We start from the raw sequence: 15,556 nt of genomic DNA, 5'->3' as shown, positions 1-15,556 counted from the left end.
CTCCGGAGCCGCCCCTCCGTTAGCGGAGCGTCGCCTGTGTTTCGGCAATCACGTGACTGCCATCGTCGAACGTCTCTACATATTGGACAGTCACAGGGCCGGAAACCGCCCCCTTGAAGTCAGGGTTGACCGGAATGGCGACATGCCGACTGTTAACCTCGGTGTAGACGGCGATGCCCTTCTGCAGCGCCACCGGATCCTTCAGTCCGGCTTTCAGCACACGGACTTCACCGAAGGTCGAGCGCGCGCCCTGCCGCTGAAGGTCGAGGGAAACGACTTGCTGCCCATCCTTCTTGTCGAGATGAACATTTGTAATCCCGGCCGTCGCTTGGAGATTGCCGAGGCGGACGATGACCGGGATGGTCACTCCGTATACCGGGGTCAGCTGGAAACGGAGGCCTTTCGGCTGCTCGGCCGCGGCCGTCTGTACAACCGGGTTGGCAGGCGGGATGGCGCGGAAAAGCAGGTGGACGCGATATTCGCCATCGGGAACGCCCTGGCCCGGACGCGCGGCGATACGGATCGCCTGCGGCTCGTGCGGCGCAAGCGTAACGCGGCGCGGCGCGTAGATCAGCATATCCTCGGCGGTCTTGTCGGCGGCGGTGGGCGTGGCCACGTCCTCGAGCGATCCGCTCGGCGTCATGCGGCGGAACTCGACCGATACGCGGTAGGTCGCCGGCTCGTCGCCGATATTGTTGAGCACGATTTCCGTGCCCTTCCGCCCGTCCAGAACGATGCGGGTGGGCGCGACGAGCAAGTCGCCGACGCCGGCCTGAGCTGCCGTCGAGAATGCGAAGAATGGCGCGGCGGCAAGCGCGGCCGATGCAAAAGCCCTGGTCCAAACAGTCATCTAGCGATCCCCACTTTGCTCCCACACGGAGCGATCGCTCCATCTTTGCTCCAGAATGGTTGATTTTCGGTCAACCATGGCGCGTAAGCGGGGAGAAAATCGGCCTGCCGGGCCTAATAGTCGCAGGTGACGTTGAAGGTGCCGGCGTACGTACCCGCCGCTGTGGTGGCGCTGACGGTAATCGACCCGCCGATGCTGAAATCGACACCCGGAATACCCGAGGACGTCAAAATCACGCTGGCCGGAGCGTCCGTGACCAGGGTCAGCGTCTGGGTCGCATCGCTTTGGTTGGTCATCGTGACATTTGGCACACTGATCCGCACGGTCTGATTGTTCGAACCTTGGACGTTGTACTTGGCTACGGCCGTCGCCGCACTGCAAATCGTATTCGGATTGGAGCAGCTGAACGCGCCGGTCTGCGACAGCGAGATGGTCGCATTGCTCCAACTACCCGGCGCCAGGGTAATCGATCCAAGATCGAGGCTTTGAAGCATCGTCACAACGAGCGGCTTGATAGTCCCGGCGTTCACCGTTGCGGTGATCGTCGCAGCGGAGGCCGACGAGCCGCAGCAGCTGGCGGCCATCAGCAGGGCGATCGCCTTCAAGGACGCGGACAGTTGCAACGCCTTCCCTCGATCGAGCCCGCAAGACATGGGGGCTCACGTACAACTGAAATGGTTGAATTTCGGTCAACCATGGCGCCGACGTTAACCTTCGAGGTATTGTCGACGTCCATTGGGCAACGAAGAAGGGGCCGCCCCACACGGCGACCCCTCTCCCCCACTTTCGCGGCAGTGCCGCTTCTGAAATCTGACTTATTGGTAATCTGCAGTGACCGTCCACGTGCCGGTGTAGACGCCGTCCGGCGTCGTCGATGCGAGCGTGATCGAACCGCCAAGTAGCACGTCGATGCCCGTAGTCAGGCCGGCTGCGCCCAAATTCACGGTCTGGGTCGTCGACGTCGGCGTCACAACCAAGGTCGACGGACCAGTAAGATTGAACGACGGGGACGTAACGGTGACGGCCGCGTTGTTCGAACCGACAAGGTGGAACTTCGCCGGAGTGGGGGCGCCACCACAGGTCAGGTTGCCGCCGCCGCTGCCGCACGTCACCGGCCCCGAGGTGTTCACGCGGACGATTTCTCCAGTGAAGCTGGCGCCCGCAAGGACGATCGTGCCGAAGTCGAGATCCTGCGTCTTCTGGATTGTCAGCGGCTTGTAGATCCTGGCTGTTCCGGTAGCCTGCGCCGAAGGCGATGCGGCCTGGGCGGTTGTGCCAGTTAGCGCAAGCGCGGCGGCAACAGCCGTCGAGAGAAACCTGGTCATGACGATCCCCACTTGTTCCGAGCAACGAGTGTCAGAAGCCCGACATCCGTAGCTTGCCCATTAACCAAAATCGCTTTCACCTTTGCTCAAGGCTTTGGTTAATATTGCCGTAAGGATCAGCCGATCTGGATCAGATGGTCAGAGGTAGTCGACCGTAATAGGCATATCGCCGCGATACTGGCCTTCGCCATTGCCGGTGATCGTGATCCGGCCCCCGAACCGAAACGTCAGCGTCCCGGCCGAATCGAGACGGGGCACGGACGGCAGATCGCTCGCCACATCGTCGAAGCTGATGCGCCCGCCGCTTAGGGAGAAGAGTTCGATGCGGCGCGGCAAGTCGACGCGTAGCAAGCGGCCGGGTTGCCCCCGGACGACTACGGTACCGACCATCGCCCGCGGGCCGACGCTGGAGACCGAGCCCGTCGCGGTGCTGGACCCGTCCGGCCGGATCGTTGCCGAGCCCTGGCCGTCGCCGAAAATGATCAATCGGTCGAAGTTGAGATTGGTTTCGAGCTCGAGGCGGATGTCATCATTGGCAGTCGCCTCCTCGCGCGTGGTGGTTGGCGTCGAGCACAGCCGGCACTGTGCCGTAACGCGCGTCGGAGCCCCGAGCGCCACGCACACTGCAAGCATCGTCGCCAAGATACGTATCCCACTCATGGCCTCGATCTAGCGCGCCATCGCTAAAGCACGGTTAATCGGCAGCTAACCTTGTCCTGCGCAGGAACGGCGTTCGCCTATTGTCGCAACGCTCAGAGCTTTCTATCCGGACCTGACGAATGGCCCGCACGCGCTCCGCCACCGCCTCTTCGGGGCGCTCGACATTCAAGACGATCCTTCAGGGCATCGTCTATGCTGCTGTGCTCGCCGTCCTCGCGTTGATCGTCGCGGTTGCCGTCGCTGTCGCCAACCTGCCAAGCTATTCCGAGCTCACTAAGCGCAACGATCTCGGCCAGATGATCCGCGTCCGCGCGGCAAACGGGCAGGTGCTTGTCGCGCTGGGGCCGAGCTTCGGCCACTGGCTGCGCTACGACCAGATTCCTGCGGAGATGCGCGCCGCAATGATCTCGACCGAGGACCGCCGTTTCCGAAGCCATATCGGCGTCGACCCGATCGGAATAGGCCGCGCCCTGGTTTCCGCAGTTACGCGGGGCAAACGGGTCAGCGCGACGTCTACGATCACGCAGCAGCTCGCCCGCAACATCTTCCTTACCAACAACCGCAGCTTTACCCGCAAGTTCAAGGAAGCGATCCTGGCACTCGCGTTGGAGCGGAAGTTCAGTAAGGACCAGATCCTCGAGCTTTACCTCAACCGGGTCTATTTCGGCGGCGGCGCCTACGGCATCGATGCGGCTTCCGGCAAATTCTTCGGCCACGGCGCCGATCACCTAAGCCTCGGTGAGGCGGCGATCATCGCCGGCCTCGTCAAGGCGCCGTCCAATTATTCGCCGACGGCCGACGTCCAGGCTGCACGCTCGCGTTCCGGCGTCGTGCTGCAGACGATGGTCAAGAACGGCTTCATTAGCGCCGACGCCGCGGCCAATGCCGACCCCGCAAGTATCCGTATCCAGCAGACGACGAACAACAACAGCGTCCGCTACTTTACCGATTGGGCGCTGCCCCAGCTCGATCAGCTGATCGACCAGACCCAGGACCCGATCGACGTGTGGACCACGCTCGATCCCGGCATGCAGGCGGTGGCCGACAAGTCGATCCGCGCCAACGCACCCAACGGTGTGCAAGGCGCGCTTGTGTCGATGGACCGCGACGGTGCGGTTCGCGCGATGGTCGGCGGCAAGGATTATGTCGATTCAATCTACAACCGAGCGACGCAGGCGACGCGGCAGCCTGGATCGGCGTTCAAGCTGTTCGTTTACCTGAGCGCGCTCGAATCGGGAATGAAACCGACCGATACGATCGTCGACGAGCCGATCACGATCGACGGCTGGACGCCGCGCAACTCGACGCGCACCAACCTTGGCCCCGTGAGCCTGCGCGAAGCTTTCTCGCGGTCGATCAACACCATCAGCGCAAAGATCGGGGCGCAGGTCGGCTTCACGACCATTGCCGACATGGCGCGGCGATTCGGCATTACGACCCCGATCTCGACCTATCCGTCGATGGTGCTGGGATCGAGCGAGGTTCGGCTGATCGACATGACCCGCGCATTCGCATCGGTGCAGAACAAGGGCGTTGCAATCACGCCTTACGCCATCCGCAAGGTCGTCACCGCCGACGGCCGCATACTTTATCAGCACGACCAGATGGAGCAGCGCGTGCTCGTCGCGCCCTGGGTCGCGGCAGAGATGACCGACCTTCTGCAGTCGGCAGTGCTGAGTGGTACCGGGCGCGCGGCGCAGATTGGCCGTCCTGTCGCCGGAAAGACTGGCACCACCAGCTCCAACAAGGACGGCTGGTTTATCGGCTTCTCGAGCGGACTGACGACCGGCGTATGGATGGGCCGCGATGACGCGAAGCCGATTGCCGGACTTCAGGGTGGCACGGCACCGGCCCGCGCCTTCCACGATTTCATGACGGTTGCTGTCGCCAATCGCCCGGTCGAGCAGTTCGATACGCAGGTGCCGATCCCCGACTGGCAGCTAACGCCCGAAGAAGAAATGTACGGTGACACGGCGATCGACGCGAACGCTATGTCCCCGTCCCTGGTGGACGAGAATGGCATGCCGCTCGAGAATCCGCCCGCACAGGGAGTGCCCCAGCAGCAGCCGATGGTCAGACCCGACGGAACGGGCGATCCGACTCAGCAGGAGCTTGATCAAGCGTTCCCGCCGCAGCAGCAACAGCAGCCGCAACGGCCTCCGCCGCCGCAGCCTAATCGCGACCCTTCATCCCCGCCGCCCGATGCGACGGAGCCGCGGACCGTCTCGCCGTAGGATTGACTTCGCCTCACTGAGGCCGGTCCCGAACAGCCGCGCTTCGAGTGCTTTGAACTCTGGCCCGTGGTTGAGATGCCGCAGGTGCGCTACCTCATGCGCGACGACGTACCGACGCGCGGCCGGCGCCGCGAGAATCAGTCGCCAGCTAAAGCGGATTGTCTTGCGCGATGAACAGCTTCCCCACCGTGAAGCCGGATCGCCGACGCTGACATTTGACGCCATGACGTCAGCCAGGGCGGCAAATTCGGCAACCTCGGCGGACATGATCCTGAGCGCGTGAGCCTTCAGGAGACGTTCGACTCGGCCAGACAAACCCTCGATCGGGCCTCCGACGCGAAGTTCATCGCCAAGCAGTTGCGGCGTGCGCGGCGCTCCAGTCGACCAGATGATGCGGACATCGCGGCCTTCAACCGGAATCACGGCACCGTCGGCAAACGGCTCGGCCGCGCCGGCTCGCGCGAGCTGCGACTCGATCCAGTCGCGCTGGTCGAGCGCCCAAGCGAGCGCCGAGCGACGGCTGGTGCGCCACGGACAGGTCAACTTCAGCGTGCCGCTCGCCTCGTCGAAGCGAAGGCGAAGTCGCCGCGCGTTTCGTATGGGGCGGATTTCGATCGGGACGGATAGCTCGGGATCGAGCGTCAGGGCTTCAGAGCGGCCGCTCGACCACATGGAATTCAAGCTCCCCCGCATCCTCTTCGCTGACGGTCCACCCGCGTGTCGACTGCCCAGCTTCATGCACTGTCTCACGGCTGCCCGAGATCAGATAGTGCCATTCGGGCAGCGGTTTGCCGGCCGCACGCAATTTGTAGGCGCAGCTATCCGGCAGCCAGTCGAGGCTCGAAAGATTCTTGCGATCAAGCTTCACGCAATCAGACACGAGTTTCTTCCGGTTCTTGTAATCGCGGCATTGGCCGGCGCGTCGGTCGAGCAGCTTGCACGCGACATTGGTAGGGTAGAGAAGCCCTGTGTCCTCGTCCTCGAGCTTGTGGATGCAGCATCGTCCGCAGCCATCGCACAGCGCTTCCCACTGGCCTCCGTCGAGCGCGGTCAGGGGCAATTCCCAGAATGGCGTGCGGTCGTTCATGACAAGAGCAGCCTTGCTCTGCTAACCGGTCTCCGGTCAAGCATTGAGGGCGGGCATAAGTCGGTGAAAGCATTCAACTTTGCGCAGCTCGCGGTCGGAACAGCACTGGGCCTCGCCTCACCTGCAGCCGCGCAGATGACGGGCGGCGGATACAAGGGCGTCGAGTTCGTCGAGGCCGTCCGCAAAAGCGATGGCGACAAGGCGATGGAGCTTCTGACCAGCAGCGCGCCGGGCATCGTCGATTCCAAGGCCGATGACGGCAACACCGCCCTGATCGTGGCACTCATGCGGCGCGACGAAGAATGGACGGGCTTCCTCCTCAACAAGGGCGCGGATCCGAACCTGGCGGGAAAGGGCGGGGACACCCCGCTGATCGTCGCGTCGCGCATCGGTTTCGATCAAGCTGTCGAGTGGCTGCTCTCGATGGGCGCCAAGGCAGACACGTCCAATCGCATGGGTGAAACGCCGTTGATCGTGGCCGTGCAAGCGCGCCAGACGCCGGTCGTAAAGCTGCTACTCAATGCCGGAGCTGACCCTGATCGCACCGACACCGCCGCCGGCTATTCCGCCCGCGATTACGCGCAACGTGACCCACGGGCGCGCGACATCCAACAACTCATTCAGGCCAAAAAGCCAAAGCCAGCCGGAAAGTAGCTAGTTCGCGTCGCCTAGCGACGGATCGATCTGCGCGGACAGACGCCGCGCGGCTCTCCTGGCGAAACGCAGCACTTCCGCCTTTCGGCGCGCAGGCGCCAAGGGACGGTCCGCTGCCTCACGGACCACGGCGGCGTCATAGCGGTCCGCGACAATCAGTCCGGCGGCCTGCGGGAGGTAGCGTTCCTCGTCGAGAATCCGTGCCAAGTGCGGGGGAACTGCCCAGAAGAAACGGTCGCAATATTCCAGATAATCGGTCCATTTGCCGTCGCCCAGCAGGTCGGACTTGGCAACCTTGATCTCGACGATGGTCAACCCGCCCTTTCCATCGATCGCCATCAGGTCCGCGCGCCGGCCATTTGGCAGCGGCACTTCGCAAACGGCGAAGAGATCCTGACGGCAGAACAGTCGTGTGACACCGCGTGCAACTTCGGCGGCGATCGGCGGCGCGTCGGTAAAGCAGAGAGAATCGGGCTGCGTGGCCATTCGTCGTCATTAGAACATCGTGAGAACGCAGCAAAGAAAAACGGGCGGGAATTACCCCGCCCGTTTCGCCCCCAAACTTTTATCCGCCTTAGCGGTAGAAAACGTGGTTTCCGATCGAAGCCACGCGCTTGAGCCGCCAACCCGGCGACACGTAGCGAGCGTGGAAGAACAGCGCGTTGCCGGCCGACGATTGCTGGAGCCGCTGGTCGACGATCTTCGCCATCGCAACCGCGGTCTGCCATTGCCGGCTCGCGCGCGGGACAGACGGAAGCCGTCCACCGTGCACGAAGGAGAACTGGCCACGCTGGAACAGTACTCCGCAATAGGTCGACGGGAAACGGCCGCCGCTTTGCGCGCGGTTGGCGATCACTTTCCCCACGGCAAGCTGACCGGCAAGCGGCTCGCTCTTCGATTCGAAGTAGATCCCGGTCGCGAGGCACTCGAGCTCGTGGCTCCCGGCATCGGCGTCGCGCAGCTGCGCCACCATCGTGGAAAGATCGCCGGTCGCCTTTACGGACGTCTCGTCGTTATCGGTGGAAGCAGTCGCGGCGGACGGCGCGTTATCGCTGTCCTGGTTCTGATGCGACTGAGAATCGGTCAAAACGGGCTCGTCACGCGGATCGAGCAAATCAGGGATCGCTACCTTTTGAATGGTAGCATTGGCACTCTCCACGAACACGTTCTGCTCAGTGGAAGGTCCAGCGCGCGCGGGAGCAACCGTAGTTGCCGTAAGCGCAGCACAAATCAGCAAGGCTGATCGAAGCGAAGCCAACATGAAAATCTTAATTCTGCGGTGAAAAACCAGCAAAAAAACTAGGCGAATTACTCAGCGAATAGTGCCGCTTCCGCCCTGTGGCTGTTCCCCGTCTCGCGTGGCATCCCTGCTCGATTTACCCGAGCAAAATGCCCCCCGCTCTGTTGTTGCTCAGGGTTTCCCCCGGCTCGCTAGCAGGGTCAACCCGCGGCGGTCGTTTCAGCGATGAACCGTTCAGCGTCCGGGATATCCAGTTCCAGCACCCAGGAATCCTCGTCGAAACGTGCTCGTTTGGCGAGGAAGTCAGCAATTTCGATGGAACTTGCGGATTCGCCCGGTCCGACAGCGCGCCAGCTGTAAGTTCCGTCGAGAGAAAGCACGCGCTCCAGGCAAGCGACGTGCCGCCCCCGGCTACTGATCACCAACAGGATCGAGCCACGCTCTGGGTCGCCCTTGCGTAGCACCACTCCGAAACCGCCAAGCGCCTCGGCGTGGCGAAGCATGCCGGCGGCTTCGACATGCGCTGGGAGCCGTTCGCTCAGGCTGCGTCGCGCTCGTCGGCGCCCATCAGCACAGCGGCCAGCGCATCGCGGCTGCGTGCGCCCCGCATCTTCTCGAGCGTCGCGCCATTGCGCGTGACGCGGCTGATCGCCGCCAGCGCCTTCAAATGCTCGGCGCCAGCATCGACAGGAGAGAGCAGCAGGAAAATGAGATCGACCGGCCTCCCGTCGATCGCTTTGTAGTCGACAGGTTCGGCGAGCCTGACGAACAGGCCGTAGATGCGGCTCAAGCCTTCGATCTTGCCGTGCGGGATGGCGACTCCCTGACCGAAACCGGTCGATCCCAGTTGCTCACGCTCATTGAGGCTCGCATGCAGCGTAGCCGCGTTTACGCCGAGCCGCTGCGCGGCAAGGTTCGCCAATTGCTGCAGCAAGGAGCGCTTGTTTCCTCCGGGAAAACCCGTGCGGATCGCGTCGAAATCAAGGAAATCGGCAAGCTGCATGTTCGAACCCGTTACTCGGCGCGAGAGCCCGCGCCCTGGCTGCCCCGGGGCAAATGATATCAGTTGCTGCGCGGCTCAACCCAGCCGATGTTTCCATCCTCGCGGCGATAGACCATGTTGAAGTCGCCCGTTGCGCTATTCTTAAACAGAAGCGCGCTCGTATTCCTGAGGTCCATCAGCATGACGGCGTCGGACACGCTCGCTTCGGGAATGTCGACTCGCGTTTCGGCGACGATTGCCGGTGCGTCGGCCGCCTGGGCTTCCTCCGGCGCTGGCGAAAGGATCGTGTAGGCCGCGTTGTCGACCACGTCCTGTGCCGACTCGTCGACCTTATGCTCCTTGAGACGGTTGGTGTAGCGGCGGAGCTGCTTTTCGATGCGGTCGGCAGCGCCGTTGAAGGCGAGATCCGGCTCTCGCGCGTTGTGCGACGCCTTGAGGACAACCCCGTTCGCGACGGGAGCGACGATGTCGCAGGTGAAGTCGTTGTTGGGTCCACGCCCGAAGGTAACGTTGGCCCCTACCGACCTCGAAAAATACTTTTGGGTAATGTCGGCGACCCTGCGCTGAGCATGCTCCCGCAGTGATTCGCCGGTGTCGACCTGATGTCCAGCGACCCGAACGTCCACTTTTCCTTGCTCCTCAATCGACGGCGCGCCGCTTATGACCGCCCCCGACCTGCCGTCAATAAAGCCCTTACAGGACTCCGGGGATGCGTGCCCAAAGCGGGTTGGCCAGGCGGGAGATAAACGCTCGGTGCCGTGCAAGTTCCTCTTCCGCTGCCGCATGGGGCCTGGGCGGACGAGGTTCACGCACGGTGACCGGACGCGACGAATCCTGGACTGTGATGCTGCCTGCATCGGCGACAAGGCCAAGGCCGATCTGCCGGCCCCCAGTGAGCTCGACATAGACCTGCGCGAGAAGCTGCGCGTCGAGCAGAGCGCCGTGCTTCACCCGATGGCTGCGGTCGATCCCGAAGCGCATGCACAGCGCGTCGAGGCTGTGCTTCGCGCCGGGATGCCGGGTGCGTGCAAGCGCTAGCGTGTCGCGCATGCGGGTAATGCAGACGGCGGGCTTGCCGCAGCGACCGAGCTCGAAGTTGAGGAAGCCGAAGTCGAACGAAGCGTTATGCGCGACGAGCGGCGAATCCTCGATGAATTCGAGCAGCTCTTCGACCTTCTCGAGGAAGCGCGGTTTGTCCGACAGGAAAATTGTCGATAGCCCGTGCACTGCCTCCGCCTCGGGCGGCATATCGCGCTCGGGATTGAAATAAGCGTGGAAGTGCCGGCCGGTTTCGACTCGATTGAAAATCTCGATGCAGCCGATCTCGACCATTCGATCGCCGGCGGCAGGATTCAGCCCGGTGGTTTCCGTATCGAAGACAATTTCCCGCACACAGAAATCTATCTACCCCCACGGAGTAAGAGACAAGCAATTATGTCGCGGACCTGGGCCTCGGTTGTGGATAGGTCGGCGCCCGTGTCGATGATGAAATCAGCGCGTTTGCGCTTCTCCGCATCAGTCATCTGCCGTGCGAGAATCGAAGAGAATTTGTCGGCGGTCATCCCGGGCCGTGAGAGCACCCTGGCGCGCTGAGCTTCGGCAGGCGCCGAGACGACAATGACCTTGTCGAATGACGCTTCGCCGCCGGTCTCGAACAGTAAGGGAATGTCAAAGAGAAGGGCCGGCGCGTCTCGATGCTTATCGAGGAACGCCTGGCGCGCATCCTGGACGGCGGGATGAACGATCGCCTCCAGCGCGGCGAGTTCTGGCGGGTCCTCGAGGACGACGCGGGAAAGCCTCTCCCGATCGAGCACGCCGCCTTTCACGGTGCCCGGAAAGCGCTCGCCAATGCGCTCGACCAGCGCACCGCCCGGGCCCTGGAGGCTGCGCACGACAGCATCCGCATCGAACACCGGTACGCCGGCTCGTTCGAACATTGCGGCGACGGTCGACTTGCCCATGCCGATCGAACCGGTGAGGGCGAGCTTGATCATGAAGGGAGCAATCCTCGCTCCCGCAGTGCGCCGAGCAGCGGGAGGAGTGGCATGCCGAGGATCGTAAAATATTCTCCGTCGATGCGATCGAACAGCTGCACGCCGCGGCCCTCCATTCGAAACACGCCCACACAATAGCCGACCTCGGGCCATTCAGCGTCGAGATAGGTTTGAATGAAGGGTTCCGACAGCGCCCGCACCTGCAGTCGCGCAACTTCCACGTGGCCCCACTCCACCACCGACTTGCGCGCGATTGCGACAGCGCTGGTCAAGGTCATTGCCTTGCCCGAAAAGAAACGGAGGTGTTCAACCGCCTGATTGCGGTCCTTGGGCTTGTCGAACAGGCGACCTTCGACGCTGGCGACGCTGTCGCTGCCGATGACTGTCGCGGCAGAGTGCCCATTGCTGACGTCGATTGCCTTCGCCCGCGCAAGCGCCAGGGCGATCTCTTCGGGCGCCGTCAGCCGGGCTTTCGCATGAGCTTCATCGACGTTCGACGGAATCGCCTGGTACCCCACGCCCGCAGCGTCGAGCATTTGGCGCCGGATCGCGCTCGACGAAGCAAGAATTAGTGTCACGCGAACAACCTTGTGGAAAAGCTCCAGCGAAACGCAAGGGCGAGGCAGGGGACAGGCCCGCGCGGAAATTCATCCGCGCTTCACTGCGGTTGTTTCGAGGATTCATCCACGGGGACTGAATCAATCCCCAGGCTGTGAATCATGGGAGGATTAAGACTCGACTCGCGCACGCCGTGAGGGGCGGCGCAGCGAAGGTCATGTTGGCAAAATCGGGAGCGCCGCCTAAACCCCGCCTTCCTGGTCCCAATTACAACATCAATATTCTTTAAATAATACTATAGGGAGAGAAGAGGGTGGCTCCGAAGCCTGGCGAACCGGCACTTGGCCAGGTGAGCAAGCCCATGCTCGCCGTGCTTCGCGGTGAACGTCGCGACCCAACGCCGGTGTGGATGATGCGACAGGCGGGACGTTACCTTCCTGAGTACCGTGAGCTGCGGGCGGAGAAGGGCGGCTTCCTCGACCTGGTCTACGATAGCGATGCGGCCGCCAATATCACCCTTCAGCCTTTGCAGCGCTTCGCCGCGCTCGATGCCGCGATTCTCTTTTCCGACATCCTGATTGTCCCGTTCGCCATTGGCCAAAACCTCACCTTCGTCGCCGGCGAGGGGCCGCGGCTGACGCCGACGATGCTTGCGTCGAAGCTTCAGGACCTCACGCCCCACGCTGGACGTCTAGATCCGATCTACGAGACCGTGGCAAAAGTGAAGGCTCGGCTCGACCCGTCCAAGACCCTCATCGGCTTCGCTGGAAGCCCATGGACGGTCGCTACGTACATGGTCGCCGGGCAGGGCAGTCGGGAGCAGGCGGAGACGCGGCGGTTCGCCTACGCCGATCCTGGAGCCTTCAGTGCGATCATCGGGCGGATCGAAGAGGTCACGATCGAATATCTGTCGCGCCAGATCGACGCGGGCGCCGATGCAGTGCAGCTTTTTGACAGCTGGGCCGGGAGCCTCTCGCCGGCACAGTTCGAGCAATGGGTGGTGGCGCCCACATCGCGGATCGTGGCGAGCTTGCGCGAGCGTTACCCGGACGTTCCCGTCATCGGCTTCCCCAAGGGCGCCGGCGGCAAGCTTGCGGCTTATGCGCGCGAAACCGGTGTCACCGCGCTGGGCCTCGATGAGACGGTCGACCCCCACTGGGCAGCGAACGAGCTTCCGGCGGACCTGCCCGTGCAGGGCAATCTCGATCCCTTGTCATTGATCGCCGGCGGCGAAGCCTTGAAGAACGCCGTCTCGCGAATCCTTGACGCGTTCGCTGGTCGTCCTCACATCTTCAATCTTGGGCACGGCATCCTTCAGGACACGCCGATCGCCAACGTGCAGAGCATGCTCGCGCAGGTGAAGGGGGAAGCTTGACAGACCTGACCGGTTTTCTCGGCCCGGCTTATCCATGGGTGAAGGCGGCACACGTCACCTTCGTCATTTTCTGGATGGCAGGCTTGTTCCTGCTTCCGCGCCTATACGTCTACCATCAGGAAACGGCGCTAGGTTCGCCCGAGGACCGCGCGTGGATCGAGCGCGAGGCGCGAGTCCGCTCGATCATCCTGACGCCGGCCATGATCCTGGTGTGGATCCTGGGCCTCATGCTGGCCTTCAACATCGACGCCTGGAGCCAGGGCTGGTTTCACGCCAAGCTGGCTCTGGTGATTGCGCTCAGCGGCTATCAGGGCTGGCTTGCATCATATGGTAAGAAGCTGGCCAACGGACACCGCCCGCTTTCAGGCAAGACCGTTCGCATGCTGAACGAGGTGCCCGGAATCGCCGCGGCCATCATCGTCGTCTTAGTGATCGTCCGCCCTTTCTGAACGATTCACCGCTGTTGTGGCGTGAGGCCGATTGACACCCGGCACACTCACCCATACCTCGATTCCCGGCGGCCTTCCGGTCAGTTCAATCTCCACCGGCGATCCGTCCTCCCAACATGCGGCGTCCTGCCGCACGCGCTTTCGTTTCCGAACGCCAGAATTCCCCAAGAAAAGAACACCTTATGCATCTAAAAGATTTGAAAAAGAAAACACCCGCCGAGCTCGTCGCAATGGCAGAGGAGATGGGGGTCGAAGGCGCGTCGACGATGCGCAAGCAGGACCTCATGTTCTCCATTCTCAAGATCCAGGCCGAAAACGGCACCGAGATCATGGGTGCGGGCACGATCGAAGTGCTCAACGACGGCTTCGGCTTCCTGCGGTCGCCCGAGGCAAATTATCTGGCGGGCCCGGACGACATTTATGTGGCCCCGTCGATCGTCAGGCGCTTTGGTCTCCGCACGGGCGACACCGTCGAAGGCGAAATCCGCGGGCCCAAGGAGGGCGAGCGCTATTTTGCGCTGACCCGCGTCACCACCATCAATTTCGATGATCCGGAGCAGGTCCGTCACCGCGTCAATTTTGACAATCTGACGCCGCTCTACCCCGACGAGAAGCTGAAGCTCGACACACTCGACCCGACCATCAAAGACAAGTCGGCACGCGTGATCGATATCGTCTCGCCGCTCGGTAAGGGACAGCGCGCCCTGATCGTCGCCCCGCCGCGGACCGGTAAGACCGTGCTGCTGCAGAACATCGCCCGCGCGATCACCGACAATAATCCCGAAGTCATACTAATCGTGCTGCTCATCGACGAGCGCCCGGAAGAAGTGACCGACATGCAGCGGTCGGTGAATGGCGAGGTCATTTCCTCGACCTTCGACGAGCCCGCCCAGCGCCACGTCCAGGTCGCCGAGATGGTGATCGAAAAGGCCAAGCGCCTGGTCGAGCACAAGAAGGACGTCGTCATCCTCCTGGACTCCATCACCCGCCTTGGCCGCGCCTACAACACGGTCGTGCCGAGCTCGGGCAAGGTGTTGACCGGCGGCGTCGACGCCAATGCGTTACAGCGCCCGAAGCGCTTTTTCGGCGCCGCGCGCAACATCGAGGAGGGCGGCTCGCTTTCGATCATCGCCACCGCGCTGATCGATACCGGTTCCAAGATGGACGAAGTCATCTTCGAAGAGTTCAAAGGAACCGGTAACAGCGAAATCGTCCTCGACCGCAAGGTCGCTGACAAGCGTATCTTCCCGTCCCTGGATGTCGGCAAGTCCGGCACTCGCAAGGAAGAGCTGCTGGTCGAACAGGGCACGCTCACCAAGATGTGGGTGCTCCGCCGCATTCTGATGCAGATGGGCACCGTCGATGCGATGCAGTTCCTCCTCGACAAGATGAAAGACGCCAAGTCGAACGAGGATTTCTTCGCTTCCATGAATCAGTAAAGCAGCGTTGTCATGGTTGCGTTTCCGAGCTTGAATTTCGGCGCGGTCGCCACCGCGTCGGGCATGGCCAAGCTTGGTCAGATCATCATTGGCGACCTCACGATGGCGGGCGACAACGTCGTCATCATGGGGTCGCTGGCGTCCGGCCTTCCGCCCAAGGACCGCCGCAAGGTACTTCTGCTCGGCGTGGGGATGGCGCTCTTCTTCCTCATCGCCTTTGCGCTGATCGCCACACAGCTGCTGAAGATTACGGGCCTTATCTTCGCCGGTGGCCTGCTGCTGTTGTGGGTTGCCTACAATATGTGGCGAGAGCTGCATCCGGCGAAGGAGGTCGTTTGCGACGATCCCGACACCCCGGAGATTGAGGGCCCGGCGCGGACCAAGACTTTCCTCCAGGCGGCGATACAGATCACCATTGCCGACCTCAGCATGAGCCTCGACAATGTCCTGCTAGTCGCCTCGATTGCGAGGGACGAGCCGGCGCTGCTGTTCATTGGCTTGACCTTCTCGGTGCTCTTCATGGGTTTCGCCGCCAACTATGTTGCGCGGCTGATCCACCGCTATCACTGGATCAATTACGTCGGCCTGGTCGTGATCCTGTGGGTAGCGCTCAACATGATTTATGATGGCTGGGTGGGCGGTGAGCATGTGTTGGGGTTGAGGGACCTGCTCGGCCTCGGTTAGGCTG

At 62.5% G+C, this 15,556-nt stretch carries 20 protein-coding genes; 6 read left to right on the top strand and 14 right to left on the bottom strand.

The window, feature by feature from the left end; translation table 11 throughout:
* Positions 1-19 precede the first annotated feature (19 nt).
* The 4 genes from ABD704_RS09075 to ABD704_RS09060 all read right to left on the bottom strand — a co-directional run bounded on the left by ABD704_RS09075 (position 20) and on the right by ABD704_RS09060 (position 2,835).
* Positions 20-850 carry a fimbrial biogenesis chaperone gene (locus ABD704_RS09075; RefSeq protein WP_344699361.1) on the bottom strand — a complete coding sequence of 277 codons (831 nt, stop codon included), beginning with the start codon at positions 848-850 and terminating at the stop codon, positions 20-22.
* Positions 851-963: 113 nt separating this feature from the next.
* Positions 964-1,455 (bottom strand): DUF4402 domain-containing protein, encoded by a 492-nt coding sequence (locus tag ABD704_RS09070; protein WP_344699360.1) that lies wholly within the window; start codon positions 1,453-1,455, stop codon positions 964-966.
* Positions 1,456-1,665: 210 nt separating this feature from the next.
* Complete coding sequence (locus tag ABD704_RS09065; protein ID WP_344699359.1) at positions 1,666-2,175, bottom strand: DUF4402 domain-containing protein; 510 nt, start codon at positions 2,173-2,175, stop codon at positions 1,666-1,668.
* Between the two features lie 138 nt (positions 2,176-2,313).
* Positions 2,314-2,835, bottom strand: coding sequence for a DUF4402 domain-containing protein (locus tag ABD704_RS09060; protein WP_344699358.1), 522 nt, complete (start codon positions 2,833-2,835; stop codon positions 2,314-2,316).
* Between the two features lie 119 nt (positions 2,836-2,954).
* Here ABD704_RS09060 and ABD704_RS09055 point away from each other — a divergent pair, with 119 nt between their 5' ends.
* On the top strand, positions 2,955-5,069 hold the full coding sequence (locus ABD704_RS09055; RefSeq protein WP_344699357.1) for a transglycosylase domain-containing protein: 2,115 nt from the start codon (positions 2,955-2,957) through the stop codon (positions 5,067-5,069).
* Here the strand turns inward: ABD704_RS09055 and ABD704_RS09050 are convergent.
* Both ABD704_RS09050 and ABD704_RS09045 read right to left on the bottom strand, forming a co-directional pair.
* Positions 5,022-5,741, bottom strand: coding sequence for a M48 family metallopeptidase (locus tag ABD704_RS09050; RefSeq protein ID WP_344699356.1), 720 nt, complete (start codon positions 5,739-5,741; stop codon positions 5,022-5,024). The two genes, ABD704_RS09055 and ABD704_RS09050, sit on opposite strands and share 48 nt — an antisense overlap.
* Positions 5,719-6,156 carry a YcgN family cysteine cluster protein gene (locus ABD704_RS09045; protein WP_344699355.1) on the bottom strand — a complete coding sequence of 146 codons (438 nt, stop codon included), beginning with the start codon at positions 6,154-6,156 and terminating at the stop codon, positions 5,719-5,721. Before ABD704_RS09045 ends, ABD704_RS09050 begins: the two co-directional genes overlap by 23 nt.
* Positions 6,157-6,219: 63 nt before the next feature.
* Here ABD704_RS09045 and ABD704_RS09040 point away from each other — a divergent pair, with 63 nt between their 5' ends.
* Positions 6,220-6,810 carry an ankyrin repeat domain-containing protein gene (locus ABD704_RS09040; protein WP_344699354.1) on the top strand — a complete coding sequence of 197 codons (591 nt, stop codon included), beginning with the start codon at positions 6,220-6,222 and terminating at the stop codon, positions 6,808-6,810.
* Here ABD704_RS09040 and ABD704_RS09035 read toward each other — a convergent pair whose 3' ends face one another.
* The 8 genes from ABD704_RS09035 to ABD704_RS09000 all read right to left on the bottom strand — a co-directional run bounded on the left by ABD704_RS09035 (position 6,811) and on the right by ABD704_RS09000 (position 11,625).
* The gene (locus tag ABD704_RS09035) at positions 6,811-7,296 is read right to left on the bottom strand and encodes an MmcB family DNA repair protein (protein WP_344699353.1); all 486 of its coding nucleotides are present in this window, start codon (positions 7,294-7,296) and stop codon (positions 6,811-6,813) included.
* A gap of 88 nt (positions 7,297-7,384) precedes the next feature.
* A complete protein-coding gene (locus tag ABD704_RS09030; protein ID WP_344699352.1) occupies positions 7,385-7,975 on the bottom strand; it encodes a cell wall hydrolase in 591 nt (196 codons plus the stop codon).
* A 275-nt stretch (positions 7,976-8,250) separates the two neighbouring features.
* Positions 8,251-8,592: a DUF1491 family protein gene (locus ABD704_RS09025; RefSeq protein ID WP_344700523.1), complete on the bottom strand. Its 342-nt coding sequence runs from the start codon at positions 8,590-8,592 to the stop codon at positions 8,251-8,253.
* Positions 8,589-9,053, bottom strand: a complete 465-nt coding sequence (locus ABD704_RS09020) for a PTS sugar transporter subunit IIA (RefSeq protein ID WP_344699351.1) — start codon at positions 9,051-9,053, stop codon at positions 8,589-8,591. The genes ABD704_RS09025 and ABD704_RS09020 overlap by 4 nt, the downstream gene beginning before the upstream one ends.
* A gap of 59 nt (positions 9,054-9,112) precedes the next feature.
* Complete coding sequence (gene hpf, locus ABD704_RS09015; protein ID WP_344699350.1) at positions 9,113-9,679, bottom strand: ribosome hibernation-promoting factor, HPF/YfiA family; 567 nt, start codon at positions 9,677-9,679, stop codon at positions 9,113-9,115.
* Between the two features lie 67 nt (positions 9,680-9,746).
* Positions 9,747-10,445, bottom strand: coding sequence for a DNA polymerase III subunit epsilon (dnaQ, locus tag ABD704_RS09010; RefSeq protein ID WP_344699349.1), 699 nt, complete (start codon positions 10,443-10,445; stop codon positions 9,747-9,749).
* An 8-nt stretch (positions 10,446-10,453) separates the two neighbouring features.
* Positions 10,454-11,047, bottom strand: a complete 594-nt coding sequence (gene coaE / locus ABD704_RS09005) for a dephospho-CoA kinase (protein ID WP_344699348.1) — start codon at positions 11,045-11,047, stop codon at positions 10,454-10,456.
* Positions 11,044-11,625 carry a Maf family protein gene (locus ABD704_RS09000; protein WP_344699347.1) on the bottom strand — a complete coding sequence of 194 codons (582 nt, stop codon included), beginning with the start codon at positions 11,623-11,625 and terminating at the stop codon, positions 11,044-11,046. The genes coaE and ABD704_RS09000 overlap by 4 nt, the downstream gene beginning before the upstream one ends.
* A 341-nt stretch (positions 11,626-11,966) precedes the next feature.
* Between ABD704_RS09000 and hemE the strand changes: the two genes are divergently transcribed.
* From hemE to ABD704_RS08980, 4 genes are all read left to right on the top strand, one after another.
* Positions 11,967-12,980, top strand: a complete 1,014-nt coding sequence (hemE, locus tag ABD704_RS08995) for a uroporphyrinogen decarboxylase (RefSeq protein WP_344700522.1) — start codon at positions 11,967-11,969, stop codon at positions 12,978-12,980.
* Positions 12,977-13,429: a CopD family protein gene (locus tag ABD704_RS08990; protein WP_344699346.1), complete on the top strand. Its 453-nt coding sequence runs from the start codon at positions 12,977-12,979 to the stop codon at positions 13,427-13,429. Before hemE ends, ABD704_RS08990 begins: the two co-directional genes overlap by 4 nt.
* Before the next feature lie 182 nt (positions 13,430-13,611).
* Complete coding sequence (gene rho / locus ABD704_RS08985) at positions 13,612-14,868, top strand: transcription termination factor Rho (protein WP_344699345.1); 1,257 nt, start codon at positions 13,612-13,614, stop codon at positions 14,866-14,868.
* Between the two features lie 12 nt (positions 14,869-14,880).
* A complete protein-coding gene (locus tag ABD704_RS08980) occupies positions 14,881-15,552 on the top strand; it encodes a YjbE family putative metal transport protein (RefSeq protein WP_344699344.1) in 672 nt (223 codons plus the stop codon).
* Positions 15,553-15,556: the final 4 nt, after the last annotated feature.

It is taken from the genome of Sphingomonas limnosediminicola (assembly GCF_039537965.1).
Taxonomy (GTDB): Bacteria; Pseudomonadota; Alphaproteobacteria; order Sphingomonadales; family Sphingomonadaceae; genus Sphingomicrobium; species Sphingomicrobium limnosediminicola.
Note: the sequence above shows the minus strand (reverse complement) of the source record. Positions and strands in the feature narration are given on the sequence as shown.

What these genes read in the sequence shown, in the direction of transcription:
- ABD704_RS09065 (WP_344699359.1), bottom strand. Translation starts at nt 2,175, where the DNA reads ATGACCAGGTTTCTCTCGACGGCTGTTGCCGCCGCGCTTGCGCTAACT.
- ABD704_RS09055 (WP_344699357.1), top strand. Translation starts at nt 2,955, where the DNA reads ATGGCCCGCACGCGCTCCGCCACCGCCTCTTCGGGGCGCTCGACATTC.
- ABD704_RS09050 (WP_344699356.1), bottom strand. Translation starts at nt 5,741, where the DNA reads ATGTGGTCGAGCGGCCGCTCTGAAGCCCTGACGCTCGATCCCGAGCTA.
- ABD704_RS09060 (WP_344699358.1), bottom strand. Translation starts at nt 2,835, where the DNA reads ATGAGTGGGATACGTATCTTGGCGACGATGCTTGCAGTGTGCGTGGCG.
- hemE (WP_344700522.1), top strand. Translation starts at nt 11,967, where the DNA reads ATGCTCGCCGTGCTTCGCGGTGAACGTCGCGACCCAACGCCGGTGTGG.
- ABD704_RS09045 (WP_344699355.1), bottom strand. Translation starts at nt 6,156, where the DNA reads ATGAACGACCGCACGCCATTCTGGGAATTGCCCCTGACCGCGCTCGAC.
- ABD704_RS08980 (WP_344699344.1), top strand. Translation starts at nt 14,881, where the DNA reads ATGGTTGCGTTTCCGAGCTTGAATTTCGGCGCGGTCGCCACCGCGTCG.
- ABD704_RS09075 (WP_344699361.1), bottom strand. Translation starts at nt 850, where the DNA reads ATGACTGTTTGGACCAGGGCTTTTGCATCGGCCGCGCTTGCCGCCGCG.
- ABD704_RS09035 (WP_344699353.1), bottom strand. Translation starts at nt 7,296, where the DNA reads ATGGCCACGCAGCCCGATTCTCTCTGCTTTACCGACGCGCCGCCGATC.
- coaE (WP_344699348.1), bottom strand. Translation starts at nt 11,047, where the DNA reads ATGATCAAGCTCGCCCTCACCGGTTCGATCGGCATGGGCAAGTCGACC.
- rho (WP_344699345.1), top strand. Translation starts at nt 13,612, where the DNA reads ATGCATCTAAAAGATTTGAAAAAGAAAACACCCGCCGAGCTCGTCGCA.
- ABD704_RS09020 (WP_344699351.1), bottom strand. Translation starts at nt 9,053, where the DNA reads ATGCAGCTTGCCGATTTCCTTGATTTCGACGCGATCCGCACGGGTTTT.